This window comes from Bradyrhizobium sp. LMTR 3 (assembly GCF_001693485.1).
GTDB lineage: Bacteria > Pseudomonadota > Alphaproteobacteria > Rhizobiales > Xanthobacteraceae > Bradyrhizobium.
On record NZ_MAXC01000028.1, the window covers coordinates 1 to 16,456 of the forward strand.

Here is a 16,456-nt window from a genome sequence, read left to right on the forward strand (position 1 = left end):
CCGGGCAACACGATGACGACGAACTTGCCTCTCTAAGTACGCTCGCTCCTGCGCACTCAGCACCAACGGCGCGATGGGCCGGCCTCTCACACCCGCATTCGTCACAAGCGCTCTCCTCTATCGAGAGATTCGAATCATACAGTGTGACGAACTTGCGTTCCAGATGACTAGCAGGAGTGGCCGGCAAGGCATCGTGGCTTACGTATTGGGTTGTGCGGCCAAATAGCACTCCTAGTGATTTCCGCTGTCCTCGTCACGGGCGCAATCTGTGCCGCCGGCCGGAATTACGCGAACTTTGTCCAAGCGGTTCGAATGAGAGCAACCAGTTCAAAGCTCATGTCGCATCGTTGTCGCAAAGCTTCCTAGAGGCTAGGACTAATCGCGAGCGAATTCCTGCGCAACCCAGTGAAACGTCGATCATGGACCAAGCCGCGAGTTACGAGCGGCAGCTCGCAGACTTAAGACGCGTCGAGGCATTTGTCACGGCTTTGCCCGACCAAGATCCGCTGAAGCAGGCAACCTCTCCACGGCCGGTGATCGATCTCTACGTAACGCGCTTTCATAATGTCGTCGCAGCGCAGCGCAATCTCGGCTTCAACGAAAATGATGGATTCCAGGGAAGGCTGCGCAACGCGGTGCACACTGTGGTTCAGCCTATCGCCACAATCGCGCGACAAACCAATTTGCTTGCATTAAACGCGGCAATTGAAGCCGCGCGCGCCGGTAATCTCGGCAGATGTCGCGCGGTCGTCGCCCAGGAAGTGAAATACCTAGCGACGCAAACCGCACATGCGACTCTTGACATTAGCGAGCATATTGGCGGCATTAAGGCACGACGGCTGAATCCGTCGACACGATTGTCGAATCGGCATCATCATTAGTCGCATCTCGGAGATTGCCATGACCGTGGTCGACTCCATCGGGGAGCAGAAGGCAACGAGCAAGAACATCGCGTTCAATTTGCAGGAAGCGGCGACCAGGACGACCGAGGTGGCAGCGAGCGCCGGCGAAGTGACCAGCCGTGCGAACGAAATCGGAGGGGCTTCTATGCAGGTGCTAAGGTCTGCCGAACTGCTGTCTGAAGAAAGCTCTCGGCTGAAGCATGAGCTGGACAGCTTCCTGGGCAGAATTCAAACAGCTTAGTTGGACTTGCCGTTACTGTCGCTGGGTGATGGATCGGCATTCAGAAGTGGTTGAATACCGGGCCTGCAACGGAGTTGCATCAACGGCTGGCGAGCTTCTTACGCGCGGTCATTCAGTATGCTGGATATTGAGCAGATGCCGAGGATGTTCTTAGTTCGACCGAGCCGTCCGCATTGCGATAGCCCCGAACGTGTAGCCTTGCGCGGCGGCAGCGGCGCCGGCACGGCTGCCAAGATTTCGGTCTTGTCGAGCGGCGGCGCCTCCGGCAAGCGGATGTACGCTTCTTCGGTCATTCGACGGCCAGGATCTGAGAGAGCGCATGGCCGATCACCTCGCCATAGCGGATCGGCTCACCTGGCGCAATGTCAACCAGCCTTGTGGCCTTGCGGCATGAACGCGCGAAGCGTGAGCCCCACGGTCAAGCGGGAGCGGCGGGAAGCCCGAAAATCATTGACCACGATCGCGACATTGTATGAGCTTGGCGGCGCGGCGGCTCTTTTCGCCACGACTGACTGGTCCATGCGCTTTCCTCAAGAACAGAAAAAGCCATGATTGAGGTCCCAGCGGGGAGAGATCGGCGTACCGCCCCCCGCGGGTCCCGAGAGAGTGTCACCCCTCAGGCGGATCGCATCTGACGATGCATCCGGCCTCTCCCAAGGAAGAGGTGGGGTACCGTCGCCGCGGCACCGCCTCGATCATCACAATCAGCCGGGATTGGTGTAGGCGGTCTTCACCGTGGTGTAGAACTCGCGGGCATACGAACCCTGCTCGCGGATGCCGTGGCTCGAGCCTTTGCGGCCGCCGAACGGCGCTTGGCGCCTTTGTCCTTGCCGATATTGAGATAGTGCAGGTCGTGGTCGAGCTGGCTCTGGTTGCCACGGGGCCGACATGCACGCCCGCTTTGCACAAGTCATCGACGGCGAGGCCCTTATGCGCGCCGTCAGCGCCTCGACGAAGCGGTCGTGAATCCCTGCGGTGACGATCAGGCGCGAGCACGCCGTGCAGCGCTGGCCGGTGGAGAAATAGGCGCCGTTGACGGCGCATTCGACGGCGACCGTGACGTCTGCGTCCTCGAGCGCGACCAGCGGATTCTTGCCGCCCATCTCAAGTTGGAATTTCTTCATTGGGCTCGACAGCACGCGGGCCCGCGCGAGCTTGCGGCCGGTCTGGACCGAGCCGGTGAAGGAGATCGCGGCGACGTCGGGATGTTCAAGCAGCGTCTGGCCGACCACACCACTAGGTTGAACACCCCCGCCGGAACGCCGGAGCGGGTGATGATCTCCGACAGCGCATGCGCAGAGCCTGGGACGAGCTCGGCAGGCTTGAACACGACGGTGTTGCCGTAGCAGAGCGCGGGCGCGATCTTCCAGGCGGGAATCGCGATAGGGAAATTCCAGGGCGTGATCATGCCTATCACGCCAACGGGCTCGCGGGTGATCTCGACCTCGAGGCCGGGACGCACCCGAGCACCCTTCTCGCCAATCAACCACAGCGCTTCGCCGGTAGAGCGCAAGGATCTGCCCCGCGCGCGCGACCTCGCGATGCCTTCGGGCAGGGTCTTGCCTTCCTCGCGGGCGAGCAAGCCGCCGAGCTCTTCCTCGCGGGCGAGGATCTCGGTCGAGATCTTGTTCAGCGCGTCATAGCGCTCCTGCGGGGGTCGAACGCGCCCAGGCGGGGAAGGCGGCCTTCGCGGCCGCAATCGCCTTCTCGGTCTGCGCCTTGTCGGCCTTGGCGTATTCGCCGACGACGTCATTGGTGTTGGAGGGGTTGATGTTTCTTGTGACACCGGAGCCGTCGACCCATTCGCCGTCGATGAAGTTTTTCATCTCGTTTCCTCAAGTAAGGTTTTTGGCGCACGAGGCACGGACGCTTGTCGTCGAAGGTCCAGCCCGGGATCAGGTACTGCATGGCAATAGCGTCATCGTGCTCGCCGAGTCCATGCTGCTCATGCGCTGCTTCGGATCGATAACAGCTCGTTCAGCCACCAGGTCGCAACCCCGGCTTCCATCAGCAACTGATCAGTATCCCAACTGTGGCGCCGAGACACTGGCTCTCGCGCGTTGTGTCGATCGATGACAGCGTAGCGATGAACGAGCAGGGCACGATTGAGCTCCGGTGTCGACACGATGGTCCCAGAGTCGCCCCTTGTGCCTTGTTCGCAGATCGGATGTCGAGGCCAAAAAAGGCTTCACATCCCAATAGGCGGAGAATTCCGGCGCTACCAGGTCGGTGATTGGACCTTGGGGGCTCGGTAAGATTTGCGCAAGAGGCAAGATAAGCGAGGCTCACAGCCGGGCCTTCGCAATCCGTTCGTTATAGTGAACACCATGCGTGAGGCGGGTCTCGGGGAGCAAGCATCCTGGACCCGCAAGCTAGGCCTGCGCATCCGGAGAACCGCAACAGGACACGCGATCTATGCTTAACAATGAGGTCAAACAAATCTGGAGTTCGGGCAAATCGGTGGTGAACGCCTGGCTTGCGACACCGTCCGGTCTCACCGCCGAGGTGATCGCGCAATGCGGCTTCGACAGCGTTACGGTCGACCTGCAGCACGGCGTACAGGACTATATATCCATGGTCCAGTGCTTCCAGGCCATGGGAGGCCACGCGGTCACGCCAATGGTCCGCGTGCCTTGGAACGAGCCGGGCATCATCGGCAAGGCGCGGGACGGTGGCCTATGGCGTGATCTGTCCGATGGTCAACACATCGCGGGAGGCGAAGAATCTTGTCTCCTATTCCAAATATCCGCCCGTGGGCACTCGCTCCAACGCGCCGATCCGCGTCGGCATGTACGGCGCTGCCGGCGCCTACCAGAAGACGGCCAACGAGGAGATCGTGCTGCTGCCGATGATAGAGACCAAGACCACGGTCGAAAACATGGAGGCCATCCTCGATGTCCCGGGCATCGATGGTGTCTAGTCGGCCCATCCGATCTCGGCTTCTCCCTCGGGCTGAGCCGAAGCTCGATCACACGAACCTGAGATCCTGAGGATCTATGAAAAGATCGTCAGGGAGAGCGCCAAGCGCAACGTCCATCCCGGCATTTCACTAAGGCGCAGTGCGCGCGATCAACATGGGCTTCAAGCTCGTGACGCTGTCCAACGAAGTCGGCCTAATGTCTACCTATGCGAAGATGCAGGTCACGCAGAGCCGCAAGATTCGGGCGGAAGAGCTTAACTTTTCTCCTGCCGCTTGCGGGGAGAGGGGCATCTCTGCGCCAATTCGATGTTCGCTATGGAAAACTGGGCTTCCCATCATGCGGAGGTTTGGCACGGCGGCGCAATCTAAAGCCGGCGCGGACTGCGCGTGGCCCGGGGCTGGGAATGCTGTTTCACTGAGATGCACGTGGGCATGGGGAATAATGCGCATCCGCAACTACGTCAGTGAAGACGGCTGCCCTTTCTTGCGATAAATCGCGGCAGAACAGCGCACATTGGTACCCGATGGTATCGAGCGCCGATGCTAGCGAGTCCGTAGTCAAATGTTATTCGGGAGATTGTTCGACCTTTCCACGATGCGCGCGGATTATCGCCACTGGTCCAAGCCGCGCGTAAGTCAAGGTCACTAGGTGATCGCACCCAGATGATCCATAACGGCCTGAAAGCTTTTACCGAACCGGCAAGGCGAGCTTCCACGAATGCCGTCGTTCTGGCTCTCGACATCTGGAAACCACCCACTTCACGCCGTCCAAACCGGCATGCTCTGCGAAGTGGCTAGTTCTTTCCCCACGGCCTGGGCCCAAGAGAGGACGACAACCGCTCTTCGGTTCGCGCACCACGTTTTCTTCAGCTTCTCCCGCACCTAGCGCCATGACAATCACCCTTGCCACCCGCGCAATGATCCCCTCGACGTCGTCTAGGCCGCGTTTTGCCGTCCGACAACCCGGTCAACCGCTCGGTGTCGCGCACGGTCTGCTGCGGCATCGCAAGCGCGAAGTGCAAGCTCCGATAGAGCTCGACCTCGCGGCGCTCGGGCACCGCGCGCTTCATCGCGGCGATGAATTTGCGCAAATAATCGAGCTCTCGGTTGCAAATCCTGCGAATCGCCGGTACCGGCTCGATTTTGGTGCGAATCATGAAGCGAGCCGTCGAGTTCTGGGCGTTGGCACCAAAACACCGCCGCAAGCTCGGTTCGATCAGGGCATTGATAATATCAATGATTCCTGCAACCCCGCGGTCTCTTTCTTCTGCCGCACGCAATTCGCGTAAGCGTTCGCGATTTAGCGGTAGACTCTGGCTAACGAAAGGTATGCGATCAGCTCGTCCTTTGAGCCAAACTGATACTTCACCGCGGCGAGGTTGACGTTGGCCCTCTGTCACGATGTCGCGCAAGAAACGTCGCAAGCCGCGATCGGCATAAAGCCGCTCGGCTGCAGCAAGAATGGCGGAGCGGGTCTGGTCGTCGGCATGCATTACCAATTCATTTGGTCAAAAAGCGTTGCAAGTTCAGCCCGCTGGAGGACTACACTTATAACGTCACCGGGTCGGCATCTTCGATGCTAGATTCCACTTAGCTCATGACCGGGTGAGCGGCCAATCCCTTCATGTCAAAGCGTGCCTGGAAAGGCCCCGCCGTCGAGCAGGATGTTTTGCCCGGTTATAAAGCCGGCATTCGCTCCGCATAGGAATGCACAGAGTATACCAAGCTCCTCAGGATCGCCGACCCGGCCCGCGGGAATGCTCTTGCCGTGCTCGGCAACCAATTCATCGACAGAAATCCCCCGCTTCTCGGCTTCCATTAGGACGTCCGATCCGCGCAGCCGATCCGTATTAAAGATTCCAGGCAACAGGCTGTTTATGGTGACATTGTTGATCACCGTTCTGCGTGCAATGCCCGCAATGAAGCCGGTCAGCCCGGTACGTGCTCCATTGGAGAGATCCCGCGACGTTGGCGCTTTCACTGAAGAAGAGGTGATGTTGATGATCCGACCGAATTTGCGGGTCATCATGCCGTCGACAGTGGCCTTGATCATTTCGATCGGTGTGAGCATGTTGGCGTCAAGCGCATTGACCCAGTCGGCGCGGGTCCAGTTGCGGAAATCTCCAGCCGGCGGTCCGTTGGCATTATTGATGAGGATGTCAGGCTCGGGACATGCCTTCAGTACCGCATCACGGCCTGCGGGCGTTGTGATGTCGCCGACGACCTCCATCACACTAACGCCTGGATTGGCTTTCCGGATCTCGTTTGCCGTTTGGGAGAGCGCTTCCGCGCCGCGCGCCGTGAGCGTGACATGTACGCCCTCGTTGGCCAGGGAGATGGCGCAGGCCCGCCCTAATCCCTTGGACGATGCACAAACGATGGCACGGCGGCCTTTGATCCCAAGATCCATTGTTTCGGCTGTCGTTAAAAGTTTATCTTTGCGCAAACCTATCGGCTCCCCGGGGCCGAAGCTCCCTAATATTCGGCTTGTCTCGCCGAAATTCTGCTTCCAATCGAGAAGTGCGCAGCTTTTTTCATGAGATTGGGGAAGTCGACCTCTCGTTCTATGAGCAAGCCTCGAGAGGCGACCTGAGTCTTGATCGTGCCGGCACTACAACACCGACAGTAACACCGATGCCTACCCGTGAACCTGAGCACCTTCTGGACAGCGTTCAAGTCGCGCGGGAGAAGAAGGCCGCTCGGCGTCTGGGGGACCAAGCAGCCGAAATGCGAGTCCGCTGCAGTATTCATAATTTCTCGAGTGGCCATCTGGATGTCATCCACCATCAGCTTGGCCTAGGAGTCTCCGAGCGCATCGTCCAGAATGGCTTTGAGGCGCGCTGCTCCTTTTGCCAACTCGCGATCCAGTTCCGCTTTCACGGCGGCGGCGTAGTCGACGCCGATTTCCACGGGATGGCTCGTGTCGTTGTGGTCTAGCGTTCCTGGTGGCAGGGGCTGATAGGCCTTTATCCCAAGAGCGTGGGTGTCGTTCGCCCAGCCGGCGATGCGTGTCGTTATATGGAGGCGATTCCACCGTCGGCAATGAATTCGCATCAATCGCGTCCGTGTAACCTCCCCAGGAATATGCCTGGAGGTCGACCAGGGAGTCGTCCCACATGCTGTGGAAAGCGATGCGCGGGTATACGCGACGCCATCCGAGTCGTTTCGCGTGCAAGACGACGTGCAGCTTGTTGCCGCCTTGATCATTGTTGCGCTCGCTTGCATGCAACGGCTGTTCCAGGTCACCGGCGAGGTGAACGATGGGTTTCAGCGCGTGCAACCGGTCTTCTTTGGAGCGCGACTTATCTTTCAGCATCGCAATGGCTGCTGCTAAACCTTGGACGATGCACGTGCCTTGGCTGTTCATGTCCTTGCAGTCGAGGACCGCGTCGCACGTCGGACGTTCGATGTCAAGATCGACGAAATGCCATTTTCATTCCAGCGTGAACTTGTAGTCATCCGCCCACTTTAAGATGGCCGCGAGAGAAGTACCCCCGATCAGCTGGTTGAGCTTGGCTTGCGCGGCCGAAGTCAAGTGTCGTTGCGCCAATTCCGCAATTACGGAATGACCTAGCTACCCCCCGGCAAAGGCGGAGGAGGTGCTGGCCATCAAGGCAGCGGCGCAGACAGGTAGTATGAATCTGAGCGGTGTCACTATGCATCCCCAATATCTGGCAAGTGCGGGTCAGGGCACTGCCACAACGAGACCAAAGATCTTGAAGAAAATACTCGAAGAATGCGACGACGTGACGAAAGTTCGCCATGTGGAGCGTCTCTCGAGCGCGGATCAAGAGCGCGGCGGCAGCTCGGCCCGCTGGCGAGGCGGAAAATGACCGGCAACGGCCCCAAAAACGGCGCTCTTGACGTGACGCGGACAGCTGGTTGCCCCAAAATCGAAACGGAACCCCGGGGCAATCCGCTGGTCGAAACCAAGTCCTTCGGCTAGGGCACGCTAACCGGTGGCATGGCCGCGGTCGGGAGCGGCACGAGCCTATCTTGGTGCTGGCAGCGTGCCGCTAACCACGATTGCAAAAGCCACGCCACTAAGAGAAGTAGAAATCGACGCCTTCTGAAAAGTTACTCCGGAAGCTGTATCGCAATTATGGGGCGGCTCACATCCTGTGCGAGTATGTTCCAGCGCACAAACGTCCCAGCGCTCAATAGAGCAGCCTATTAGGCCTGCAAGAGCCTAAGGCTCGCAGGCCGCGAGTTCTCAACTTTGATATTCTTTGCCTTCGCCGCAAGACGGCGAACTGTGATGTGGCCATGCTGGATAAATGCATTCTTTCATTGCAACATCAGGAATAGTGCGTCCGATTTGAGTAATCATTTTTGTGTTAACCTGACGGCGCGATAGCAGCAGCTGGTGCGCTCTTTCAGAGGTGCAATCGAGGGCTTTTCATGCGCAATCATGACCTCGTCTCGGGAGCCTGCTCGCCTTTGTCTTCGTATAAGCTCAGCGGGCTGGCGTGCCTCGCGAATCTAGCTTGATGCTCGTCCTTCCTTCGATGGAAACGAGTCAGTGAACCGAGGCCGGCCTGCGATTGACTTAGCTCTTGTGGCTGTGGTTGCACATAATTTCGAGGCAAGCCAAGGGGGCGTTGGCTTGGTCCATTGGTGCAGCGCAGGCGCAATACCTCGGCACGGGCCCTAATCCAAACAGCCACAGCGTCTCAGGCCATACCCGCAGCAACGGCACCTATTTGCAGCCGTACACGGCTACGAATCCGAATAGCACCCAGCGCGACAATTACGGCACCAGCGGCAACTACAATCGGAACAATGGCACATTCGGCCATCGGTCGGCGCGCTACTGAAGGAAGTCACCTCGATGGCCAAGTCAATGCGCAAAACCGTCAAACCTTGACGCTACCTGGCCCCCGTGAGCAGGCTTACGAGCTCGACCCTCCCGTCTTGGCGCGTTGAACATTTTTCGTGATCACTTGCGCGGGCGTCGCGCCGACCAGCTCTCCGTAGAGGCGAGGATCGGTCGCGCCCTCGGTGTTGATCAGGAACACCCGTGCATTTTGTCCAAGACCGATCCTGCCACGCAATGCCTGGTCGGACACGACCTTCAGCAAAGCTGCCAGACCGACACCACCACTTTCGCCAGCGACGATAGGGGGCGGCATTCCTGGGATCTGCTAAGCGCTTCATGACACTGATTGCGTCCTCGTCTTCGACAGTCATAAAGGCGTCCGCTGCGCGCGAAAGGATGCGCCAAGCGACAAGCGAAGGCTAGTAGCATTCGAGCATAGCCATCACGGTCGGCTGCCCATGATCCACCTTCACAGGGTGCCCGGCCCGGGCGGTTTCAAAGAGGCATGCTCGCGCGCGAGGGGTCGACAACCGCGAAGAACGGCCGGTTGTCACCCAACAACACCGAAAAATGTCCGGCGACGGCTGCGGCGACTCCACCCACTCCCGCGTGGACGAAGACGTGGGTCGGGAATTCGGGCAGCTGGCGCAGTGCTTCGCTGAGCAGGGCGGTGTATCCCTGCATCACGAAGCCGGGGATGCGCTCGTAGCCCGGCCAGGATGTGTCAGACACCGTCATCCAGCCCTTTTCCCCGGCAATTCGGGACGCCTCGGCGAGGGAGTCATCGTAGTTACCATTGACGCGGATCATCTTTGGGCCGAAACGCGCGATGGCGGCGATGCGCTCGTCGGTGACGCCTGAGCGAACGAATATGGCACACTCGGCGCCAACGAGCTGGGCACCTTGCGTTACCGACCTGCCATGATTGCCATCCGTGGCACAGAATACCATCATCTCCCGTGCCACGGCCCTCACTTCAGCTATGTGAAGCTCCTACACGTCGACAGCTCGGCCGAGCCGCCGGCTTGCGGCCTCTAACACTATCCGGATCACGGCATAAGAGCCGCCCAAAGCTTTGAAGCTGCCAAGCGAATCGATGGCCTTCGTCCGTTAGATGGATCGAGCCTACGCTGATCTCACGAGCAAGGGCCGGCAAAGACACGAGAGGTGTTTCCTTGTGGCCCTCGCGGTGCTTGAGAATCGCTCGACTTCGCGAGCAGCTTCGACGCTCAACATGTCGGCATCCGAAGCATCCAAGGGCGCACGGTGCTCGGCGTGCTGGTTTCTTTCTGGTGCCGGTTAATGGCTCAGTATGATCTACGTTATTCGCGACGACAAAGCGCTGCATTCCAGCGCCTCTCAGGCAAGAGTTGCTCACCAAGGGCTCGAAACGAGGCATAATAGGCGCTCACCGAGCAGGTGAGATCGCCGTCAGCGCAAACGACCTTCCCACGGACGTTTTCGGCCTTTGAAAAGTTCTGCCGTCCTGGCGCTGAGAGTGGTTGAACGTCAGGTCGGATATTTGGGAGGGATGGCTTTCTCCCAGCCCTCTTGGCCAGGCACTGGCAGTCTTCCGTACTTCAGCGTGTGCTTAGGTTTCCCGGGTCCCGTGCAGATCGTGATTTAAGCTTAGTTGCAGCGTGTTGCCAGGATAGGCGCAGAAATTCTGCGCCAAGTCGTGCAACTTTACATCTTCACATCGGCCCTTGCGGCTACAGTGGCGACGAGGAGATTGGTGACTAGAGCGCACAAGGAGCGCGTGTGCTCCTGGAGTGCAGCGAACGACGTATTAGGCGTGGGTTCGACACCTTCTCGGGGGAATCAGGATGAATTCGTCCACAGCTGAGTCGGAACGTCGAAAAACGTGCTGGTTGTTGCTCCTGGCGCCAGCGTTGCTTACACTGATTGTATTTATGTTGATTCCAGCCGGCATCGTCCTGCGGATAAGCTTCTATCCTGGCAGCACGACTATCGGAGCAGAAGGCTACTCGCTCGCTCAGTACGTGAAGTTCTTTTGGAACCCGCTGCACTTGTCAGTGCTTGGGGAGACCGTGGCGTACGCGCTGATTGTCTGCCTCGGGTGCCTGGTTCTTGGCTTTCCCGTTGGTTATTCCCTTGCGCGCCACCCACCGGCTAAGCGTCGCGTGCGTATGCTGATGGTGATCGTCCCCTTGACGCTGAGCCTGGTGGTGGTCGTATTTGGTTGGCTCGTGCTGCTGGGTCGACAGGGGCTGATCAATAATGTTCTCGTGTGGCTCGGGATCTTGTCCAGTCCGCAACAGCTACTGTTCAATCGTACTGCAGTCGTAATCGTCCTGATTCAGCAATTTCTGCCATTCATCATCCTCTCGGTGATGAATGTTGTCATGCAAATAGATCCTTTTCTCGAGCAGGCGTCGACGAGCTTGCGCGCGAACCGCGTGCGGACATTCATAAAGGTAGTCATTCCACTCTCGACACCAGGCATATTGGCCGGATTATCCCTGATTTTCGTAATGGCCGCTTCCGCATTTGTGACTCCGCGGCTGGTTGGCGGACCGCGTGCGCAGATGGTTGGCGGATTTATCTATGATCAAATCCTGACTACATCGAACTGGCCATTTGGCGCCGCGATGGCTTTCATTCTGCTCGCTGTAGGATTCGGACTTATGGCAGCGCTGAACACCGCAATCATTCGCCCGCTCACGAGAGGCCTCCATGTTCAGTGACATCGTGGACAGAATGTTGGCCGGGGTAGGCAAGCTTGTTCGCGTCCTAGTATATCTTACGCTGATACTTCCCGGCGTTATCGTCGTCGCCACTTCCTTTACATCGGGGAACGCGATGCGGTTTCCGCCGACCGGCTTCTCCCTGCGTTGGTACTACGCGTTCTGGGAGAGCTCGCTCTTTTTCGATTCGCTGACTCTGAGTCTGAAATTGGCTGCGCTTTCGACAGTCCTGTCCCTTCTGTTTGGTTTCGCAGCAGCCTTCGCAATCGAGCGGCACAAGTTCTCGGGTCGAGAGCTGATTCGAGGGTTCATGCTTTCTCCGCTGCTGATCCCAGCCGTGGTCCTGGGTTTGGGGCTGATGCAGTTGCAAGTCTGGATCGGTCTAAGTCAAACTTTCGTTGGCCTGCTCATCGGGCACGTGGTCGTGACGCTCCCATATGTTGTCCGCACGCTGTCCGCCAGCATGGTGTTGTTAGACCAGAATCTCGAACAGGCCGCAATGAGCTTGCGGGCAAAGCCCGCCACGGTTCTGAGAACAATAACGATCCCGCTGCTTGTGCCGGGCATAATTTCTGCCGGCGTGTTTGCATTCGTCACATCGTTCGGAAATGTCAGCCTCTCAGTGTTCTTAGGAGCCGGAGGCAATGTCACTCTTCCCGTCCAGGTGTTGGCCTACGTTGAGCAAACAGTAGATCCGCTGGTTGCGGCTGTATCCTCAGTTGTCATCGTCTTCACATTGCTGGCCATCTTGATCGCTGACCGCATCTCGGGGCCAAGGACAGTAATTTGAGGAAAAACATGCAAATACTAGCTCAAGATGCACTTGCGTCCGGCCTGCAGCGCGAAACGATCGTTGTCTTTCGTAACCTTAGGAAGGACTACGGCGCACTTACGGTTGTGCCCGACTTTTCGCTAGAGATCCGCCGTGGTGAGTTGGTGTGTCTCCTCGGCCCGTCAGGATGCGGCAAAACAACGACGCTGCGCATGTTGGCGGGGTTTATTTCGCCAACAAGCGGAGAGATCCTGATCGAAGGCCAAAATGTAACGCGCGTTCCCGCCTATAGGCGCGACGTTGGTATTGTTTTCCAGAATTACGCTCTCTTTCCGCACATGACCGTCGCGAAGAACGTGGAGTACGGGCTGGTCAATATCGGCATGAAAAGGCAGGAAAGGGCGAGCCGGGTTCAGGACATGCTCCGCCGGGTCGAGCTGCAGCACCTCGCCGAGCGCTACCCGCGGGAGCTTTCAGGGGGACAGCAACAACGCGTCGCGCTTGCCCGAGCGCTTGCCCTTCAGCCGAAAGTGCTCCTTCTCGACGAACCCTTTTCCAATCTTGATGCGCAACTTCGCGTACGTCTTCGTGATGATCTACATAGCCTAATCCGCAATCTCAAAATGACCACACTCTTTGTGACCCACGACCAAGACGAGGCCCTCACGCTGGCCGATCGTATTGTCGTCATGAACAAGGGCGCGGCGGAGCAGGTAGGCAGCCCAGAGGAGATCTACGATGCTCCCGCGACGCGGTTCGTCGCTGAGTTCGTTGGACAATGCTCTCTCTTAGAGGGGCAGATTCTCGATGGAGGCGAGTTTAGAACCGATGACGGGTTGAAGCTGCCAGCCTTCGGCCAGGTTGGAAAGGCGACCGCTGTTATCAGGCCCGAGAATGTAAAGAAAGCGCGCGAGATGCCGGGGGTGCCCGCCCGCAGGGCGAGGATCGAGACGAGTGGTTATCACGGTGCCCTTACCCGGCTCCAACTTCGCCTCGGCGGCTCCAAGCTCATCATGGATACCCAGTTCCCCGTTGGACAAAAGCCCAAGCCTGGGGAGCAGATAGACATCGCTATTGATCCAGTAGCCGTTCGCTTTGTGCCGCCAGTTCAATGACGCGTGCAATGATTTTGCCAATGTCACGCCAAGTCTTCGTAAAGCAGGAACCTCATGGAGGAGTTTATGAGAAGACGGGAATTTCTTGTAGTCGGTGCCGCCGCGGCCCTGGCGACGGTCACAGCACCCGCAGTGCACGCTCAGCAGAAGAAATTTTCCGGGGTAAGGCTTCGTATCAATGGCTACGGCGGCACATACGACAAGGCTCTCATTGAGGGCGTGGCGAAGCCTCTCGAAGAAAGCACCGGCCTCAAGGTTGAATATATCCCCTCGAGCACTGCTGCCGACCTGGCGAAGCTCATTTCCAACAAGAGCAACCCGCACATTGATCTCTTCATGGCGGATAGCCCGCTCATGCCCCAGGCCATTGCAGGAGGTATATTGGAGAGCTTCAGCGCGTCAGATGCACCCAATCTTTCCCGTGTCCTTCCGGGTTTTCGTGAATTCGGCGACTATGGTGCGCCATTTAGCGTTGCGTCGATCGTACCCGTCTATAACTCGAATACGGTCAAGCCGCCACTGACCTCTTTTTCCGACATCGCTCGGCCCGACTTGAAGGGAAAGGTTTCGACCATGCCGGCCAACGCCTTTACGGGGTGGATCGTCTTGCTTGCTCTTGCCGAAGGCAATGGCGGGTCTTTGGCTAATATGGAGCCGGCGTTCAAAATCATGGCCGCAGCGAAGGATAACATTGTCGCAACACCTCCTAGCTCCGTCACCCAGCTCCAGGCCTTTACACAGGGCGAGGCGCAGGCAGGTACGTTGTGGGAAGGCCGGGCGTATGAGGCGCGGAAATCGGGAACGCCGTTGGAAACGGTTATCGCACGAGAGGGCATTTACGCCGTCACCTCCTACACGAACATCGTGCGAGGATGTCGCAACAAGGAGGCCGCACTAGCTTACATCAACCAGCTTCTTTCTGATCAAGGCATGCTTTCCGTGCCGAAAGCGCTCCGCTACGGACCGACCACGGACGTGGCGCTCGGAGAACTCGCGGCTGACATCCTTATCAATTCTCGCGAGCGGGCGGCATTGAAGAGGCCGATCGACTGGAAAGCCTTCATGGAGCAGGGCGCAGCTCTCGGAGAGAGGATGACTAAGGAGCTAAGAGGCTAGCACTTCCGAGCCTGCGGGGATCGACTCTAATCAACGCTTGGATCTTCGTTTTTTCGGCGGCCTTTTGGGTCCGCTGGCGTACGATGACCCATCTATCGGCAAAGATTTGATCTAAGGCTAGCCGCCGCCGCGAATGTGCGCATTGGGCCAAAATCTCGCAGCATTGCTGCGCCACGCCCTGTGAGTCGATGCTTTCCGTCGGTCGCGGTTTGCTAAGTTGAACACAGGTTCGACTCGATACAGTGGCGAGATGACAATGGAAACAATCGCAAACAACTTGCTTTCCGGTGCCGAACAGGACGCCATAATCAAGATGCGTCATGCCATGCATCGCGAGCCCGAGCTTTCCAACAATGAATGGAAAACGCAGCAACGGATCCGCGAAACCCTCGAAAAATTTGGACTAACGGGCGCGAAAACGTTTCACAAAACCGGCCTCTACGTCGACATCGAAGGCTTAACCTCGGGGTCGCAGCGTTCCGTCGCTGTGCGCGGCGACATCGATGCATTGCCGATCCAGGAAACTCGAGACGACATCTCTTACCATTCGCAAGTTCCGGGCGTAATGCACGCCTGTGGCCACGATACGCATACATCGATCGCTTTGGGCACCGCGCTCGCATTCCATCGGATGCGCGAGAATTTTTCTGGCAAGCTTCGCGTGATTTTCCAGCCTGCTGAGGAGGCTGAGCCACTCGGTGGCCGTTCGGTAGCTGAAGAAGGGTTGCTCACCGGGTTCGATGCTGCCGTTGGCTTCCACGTCAAAACTGATTTGCCCGCCGGAATGTACGGCGCACGCGCAGGCGCAGTGACCAAGTCGGCCGATCAATTCGCGCTCAAGCTCATCGGGACCATGGCTCACGGCGCCAGGCCGCATGCCGGGGTGGACGCGATTGCGATGGCAGGGGCGTTTATCAACGAGGTCCAAAAAGTCGTCTCTCGAGAAATGCCGTTCGACGACGGCGCAATCATCACCATTGGTACTATCGCTGGTGGCGAGGCTACAAACATCATTTGTCCTTCCATCACCATGACCGGGACAATCAGAACGAGCAGTGCAGAGCGAAGAATACTCTTGGTTCAGCGCGTTCGCCAAATAGCTGAAGGCGTCGCCGCCATGCATCGGGGGAAAGCAGAATTTTCCCACCGGCTTGGCGAGCCGCCTGTCATCAACGATGCTGCCATGGTAGAACGCTTTCGGCGGCTAGTTATCGATACGGTGGGCGAGGACAAATTCTCTGACAAAAAGTCGCCGACCGCCGGCGGCGGCAGCGATGATTTCGGCTTCTATTCCGCTTGCGTGCCTTCGATCTATTTCTGGTTTGGCAGCCAGGAACCGGGGAACGAGTCCGGCGTGCACACGCCGACGTTCGGAGCGTCTGACGACCTGCTTGTTCCGACAACCGAACTGACGGTTCGGTACTGCTTGGAAATGCTGAATTCGTGACAGCGTCGATGTTAGACCACTGCCACAAACGGTGCGGTCCCAAGTCGATGGCGGATCGTACCCTGCTTAAGCCATTCGCGTCGCTGGATTGTATCTTGCTAGGCTTTCGAGTTGTAGGGGGGCTTCAAGTTGGCTGCCCGCTGCGAAGGTAAGTCGCTCCGATCTACCGGCAGAAACCCGGGATGCGCGTATTGGTCTAATCGAGAGCACACAGAAGAACCCAGTATGTCATGAAAGGAGTTGAAAGCATGGCAATGCCAAAGGGCTCGCAGGCGTTCCCCCGCTCTGAGTATCTACGGAGGTTGACTGCCGTTAAGTTGGAGATGGAGCGACGCCAGGTCGAAGTGCTGGTGGTCACGTCCCCAGCGAACATTACGTATCTTTCAGGATACACGTCAAAGTCCGCATATGTGCCT

The 16,456-nt window shown here is 58.1% G+C and carries 13 protein-coding genes and 5 pseudogenes; 10 read left to right on the plus strand and 8 right to left on the minus strand.

The genetic code is table 11. The features are described from left to right. Positions 1-419 precede the first annotated feature (419 nt). Entirely contained in the window at positions 420-881 is a 462-nt protein-coding gene (locus LMTR3_RS39855; protein ID WP_065746863.1) for a methyl-accepting chemotaxis protein, read from the plus strand. Between the two features lie 19 nt (positions 882-900). Further along, positions 901-1,143, plus strand: coding sequence for a hypothetical protein (locus tag LMTR3_RS20545; RefSeq protein WP_065746864.1), 243 nt, complete (start codon positions 901-903; stop codon positions 1,141-1,143). A 98-nt stretch (positions 1,144-1,241) separates the two neighbouring features. Here the strand turns inward: LMTR3_RS20545 and LMTR3_RS20550 are convergent, their stop codons facing one another. From LMTR3_RS20550 to LMTR3_RS40060, 4 genes and pseudogenes are all read right to left on the minus strand, one after another. Continuing rightward, complete coding sequence (locus LMTR3_RS20550; RefSeq protein ID WP_065746865.1) at positions 1,242-1,436, minus strand: hypothetical protein; 195 nt, start codon at positions 1,434-1,436, stop codon at positions 1,242-1,244. A 72-nt stretch (positions 1,437-1,508) separates the two neighbouring features. Next, positions 1,509-1,664, minus strand: a complete 156-nt coding sequence (locus LMTR3_RS38620; protein WP_176721953.1) for a hypothetical protein — start codon at positions 1,662-1,664, stop codon at positions 1,509-1,511. A 183-nt stretch (positions 1,665-1,847) separates the two neighbouring features. Next, positions 1,848-2,842 (minus strand): annotated as a pseudogene (locus tag LMTR3_RS40055) (aldehyde dehydrogenase family protein). Further along, positions 2,781-2,969: an aldehyde dehydrogenase family protein gene (locus LMTR3_RS40060; RefSeq protein ID WP_349643812.1), complete on the minus strand. Its 189-nt coding sequence runs from the start codon at positions 2,967-2,969 to the stop codon at positions 2,781-2,783. Before LMTR3_RS40060 ends, LMTR3_RS40055 begins: the two are co-directional and overlap by 62 nt. 589 nt (positions 2,970-3,558) lie before the next feature. Between LMTR3_RS40060 and LMTR3_RS20560 the strand changes: the two are divergent. Continuing rightward, positions 3,559-4,321 (plus strand): annotated as a pseudogene (locus LMTR3_RS20560) (HpcH/HpaI aldolase family protein). A gap of 607 nt (positions 4,322-4,928) precedes the next feature. On the opposite strand, the pseudogene LMTR3_RS36665 reads toward LMTR3_RS20560, so the two are convergent. The 3 genes and pseudogenes from LMTR3_RS36665 to LMTR3_RS40340 form a co-directional block, all read right to left on the minus strand. Next, positions 4,929-5,556, minus strand: a pseudogene (locus LMTR3_RS36665) (TetR/AcrR family transcriptional regulator); the annotation flags it as partial. A 134-nt stretch (positions 5,557-5,690) separates the two neighbouring features. After that, the gene (locus LMTR3_RS20570; protein ID WP_065746867.1) at positions 5,691-6,473 is read right to left on the minus strand and encodes an SDR family oxidoreductase; all 783 of its coding nucleotides are present in this window, start codon (positions 6,471-6,473) and stop codon (positions 5,691-5,693) included. 696 nt (positions 6,474-7,169) lie between these two features. Then, a pseudogene (locus tag LMTR3_RS40340) lies at positions 7,170-7,622 on the minus strand (S1/P1 nuclease); the annotation flags it as partial. 40 nt (positions 7,623-7,662) lie between these two features. Between LMTR3_RS40340 and LMTR3_RS37830 the strand changes: the two are divergent. After that, positions 7,663-7,896, plus strand: coding sequence for a hypothetical protein (locus LMTR3_RS37830; protein WP_141686723.1), 234 nt, complete (start codon positions 7,663-7,665; stop codon positions 7,894-7,896). 1,059 nt (positions 7,897-8,955) lie between these two features. On the opposite strand, the pseudogene LMTR3_RS20590 reads toward LMTR3_RS37830, so the two are convergent. After that, a pseudogene (locus LMTR3_RS20590) lies at positions 8,956-10,118 on the minus strand (diaminopropionate ammonia-lyase). A gap of 590 nt (positions 10,119-10,708) precedes the next feature. On the opposite strand from LMTR3_RS20590, the gene LMTR3_RS20595 reads away from it, so the two are divergent. The 6 genes from LMTR3_RS20595 to LMTR3_RS36685 all read left to right on the plus strand — a co-directional run. Next, positions 10,709-11,590 carry an ABC transporter permease gene (locus tag LMTR3_RS20595; RefSeq protein ID WP_065746870.1) on the plus strand — a complete coding sequence of 294 codons (882 nt, stop codon included), beginning with the start codon at positions 10,709-10,711 and terminating at the stop codon, positions 11,588-11,590. Next, complete coding sequence (locus LMTR3_RS20600; RefSeq protein ID WP_084029732.1) at positions 11,580-12,380, plus strand: ABC transporter permease; 801 nt, start codon at positions 11,580-11,582, stop codon at positions 12,378-12,380. The genes LMTR3_RS20595 and LMTR3_RS20600 overlap by 11 nt, the downstream gene beginning before the upstream one ends. An 8-nt stretch (positions 12,381-12,388) precedes the next feature. Further along, positions 12,389-13,477, plus strand: a complete 1,089-nt coding sequence (locus LMTR3_RS20605) for an ABC transporter ATP-binding protein (protein ID WP_065746871.1) — start codon at positions 12,389-12,391, stop codon at positions 13,475-13,477. 54 nt (positions 13,478-13,531) lie between these two features. Continuing rightward, a complete protein-coding gene (locus LMTR3_RS20610; RefSeq protein WP_065746872.1) occupies positions 13,532-14,593 on the plus strand; it encodes an extracellular solute-binding protein in 1,062 nt (353 codons plus the stop codon). Between the two features lie 256 nt (positions 14,594-14,849). Continuing rightward, on the plus strand, positions 14,850-16,040 hold the full coding sequence (locus LMTR3_RS20615) for a M20 family metallopeptidase (RefSeq protein WP_245319956.1): 1,191 nt from the start codon (positions 14,850-14,852) through the stop codon (positions 16,038-16,040). Between the two features lie 248 nt (positions 16,041-16,288). After that, positions 16,289-16,456, plus strand: a 168-nt coding sequence (locus LMTR3_RS36685; protein ID WP_176721955.1) for an aminopeptidase P family N-terminal domain-containing protein, incomplete at its 3' end; no start/stop codon positions are given.

Excerpts from the sequence above, each read along its gene's own strand:
- LMTR3_RS39855 (WP_065746863.1), top strand. The coding sequence starts at position 420 with ATGGACCAAGCCGCGAGTTACGAGCGGCAGCTCGCAGACTTAAGACGC.
- LMTR3_RS20545 (WP_065746864.1), top strand. The coding sequence starts at position 901 with ATGACCGTGGTCGACTCCATCGGGGAGCAGAAGGCAACGAGCAAGAAC.
- LMTR3_RS20550 (WP_065746865.1), bottom strand. The coding sequence starts at position 1,436 with ATGACCGAAGAAGCGTACATCCGCTTGCCGGAGGCGCCGCCGCTCGAC.
- LMTR3_RS38620 (WP_176721953.1), bottom strand. The coding sequence starts at position 1,664 with ATGGACCAGTCAGTCGTGGCGAAAAGAGCCGCCGCGCCGCCAAGCTCA.
- LMTR3_RS40060 (WP_349643812.1), bottom strand. The coding sequence starts at position 2,969 with ATGAAAAACTTCATCGACGGCGAATGGGTCGACGGCTCCGGTGTCACA.
- LMTR3_RS20570 (WP_065746867.1), bottom strand. The coding sequence starts at position 6,473 with ATGGATCTTGGGATCAAAGGCCGCCGTGCCATCGTTTGTGCATCGTCC.
- LMTR3_RS20595 (WP_065746870.1), top strand. The coding sequence starts at position 10,709 with ATGAATTCGTCCACAGCTGAGTCGGAACGTCGAAAAACGTGCTGGTTG.
- LMTR3_RS20600 (WP_084029732.1), top strand. The coding sequence starts at position 11,580 with ATGTTCAGTGACATCGTGGACAGAATGTTGGCCGGGGTAGGCAAGCTT.
- LMTR3_RS20605 (WP_065746871.1), top strand. The coding sequence starts at position 12,389 with ATGCAAATACTAGCTCAAGATGCACTTGCGTCCGGCCTGCAGCGCGAA.
- LMTR3_RS20610 (WP_065746872.1), top strand. The coding sequence starts at position 13,532 with ATGGAGGAGTTTATGAGAAGACGGGAATTTCTTGTAGTCGGTGCCGCC.
- LMTR3_RS20615 (WP_245319956.1), top strand. The coding sequence starts at position 14,850 with ATGGAAACAATCGCAAACAACTTGCTTTCCGGTGCCGAACAGGACGCC.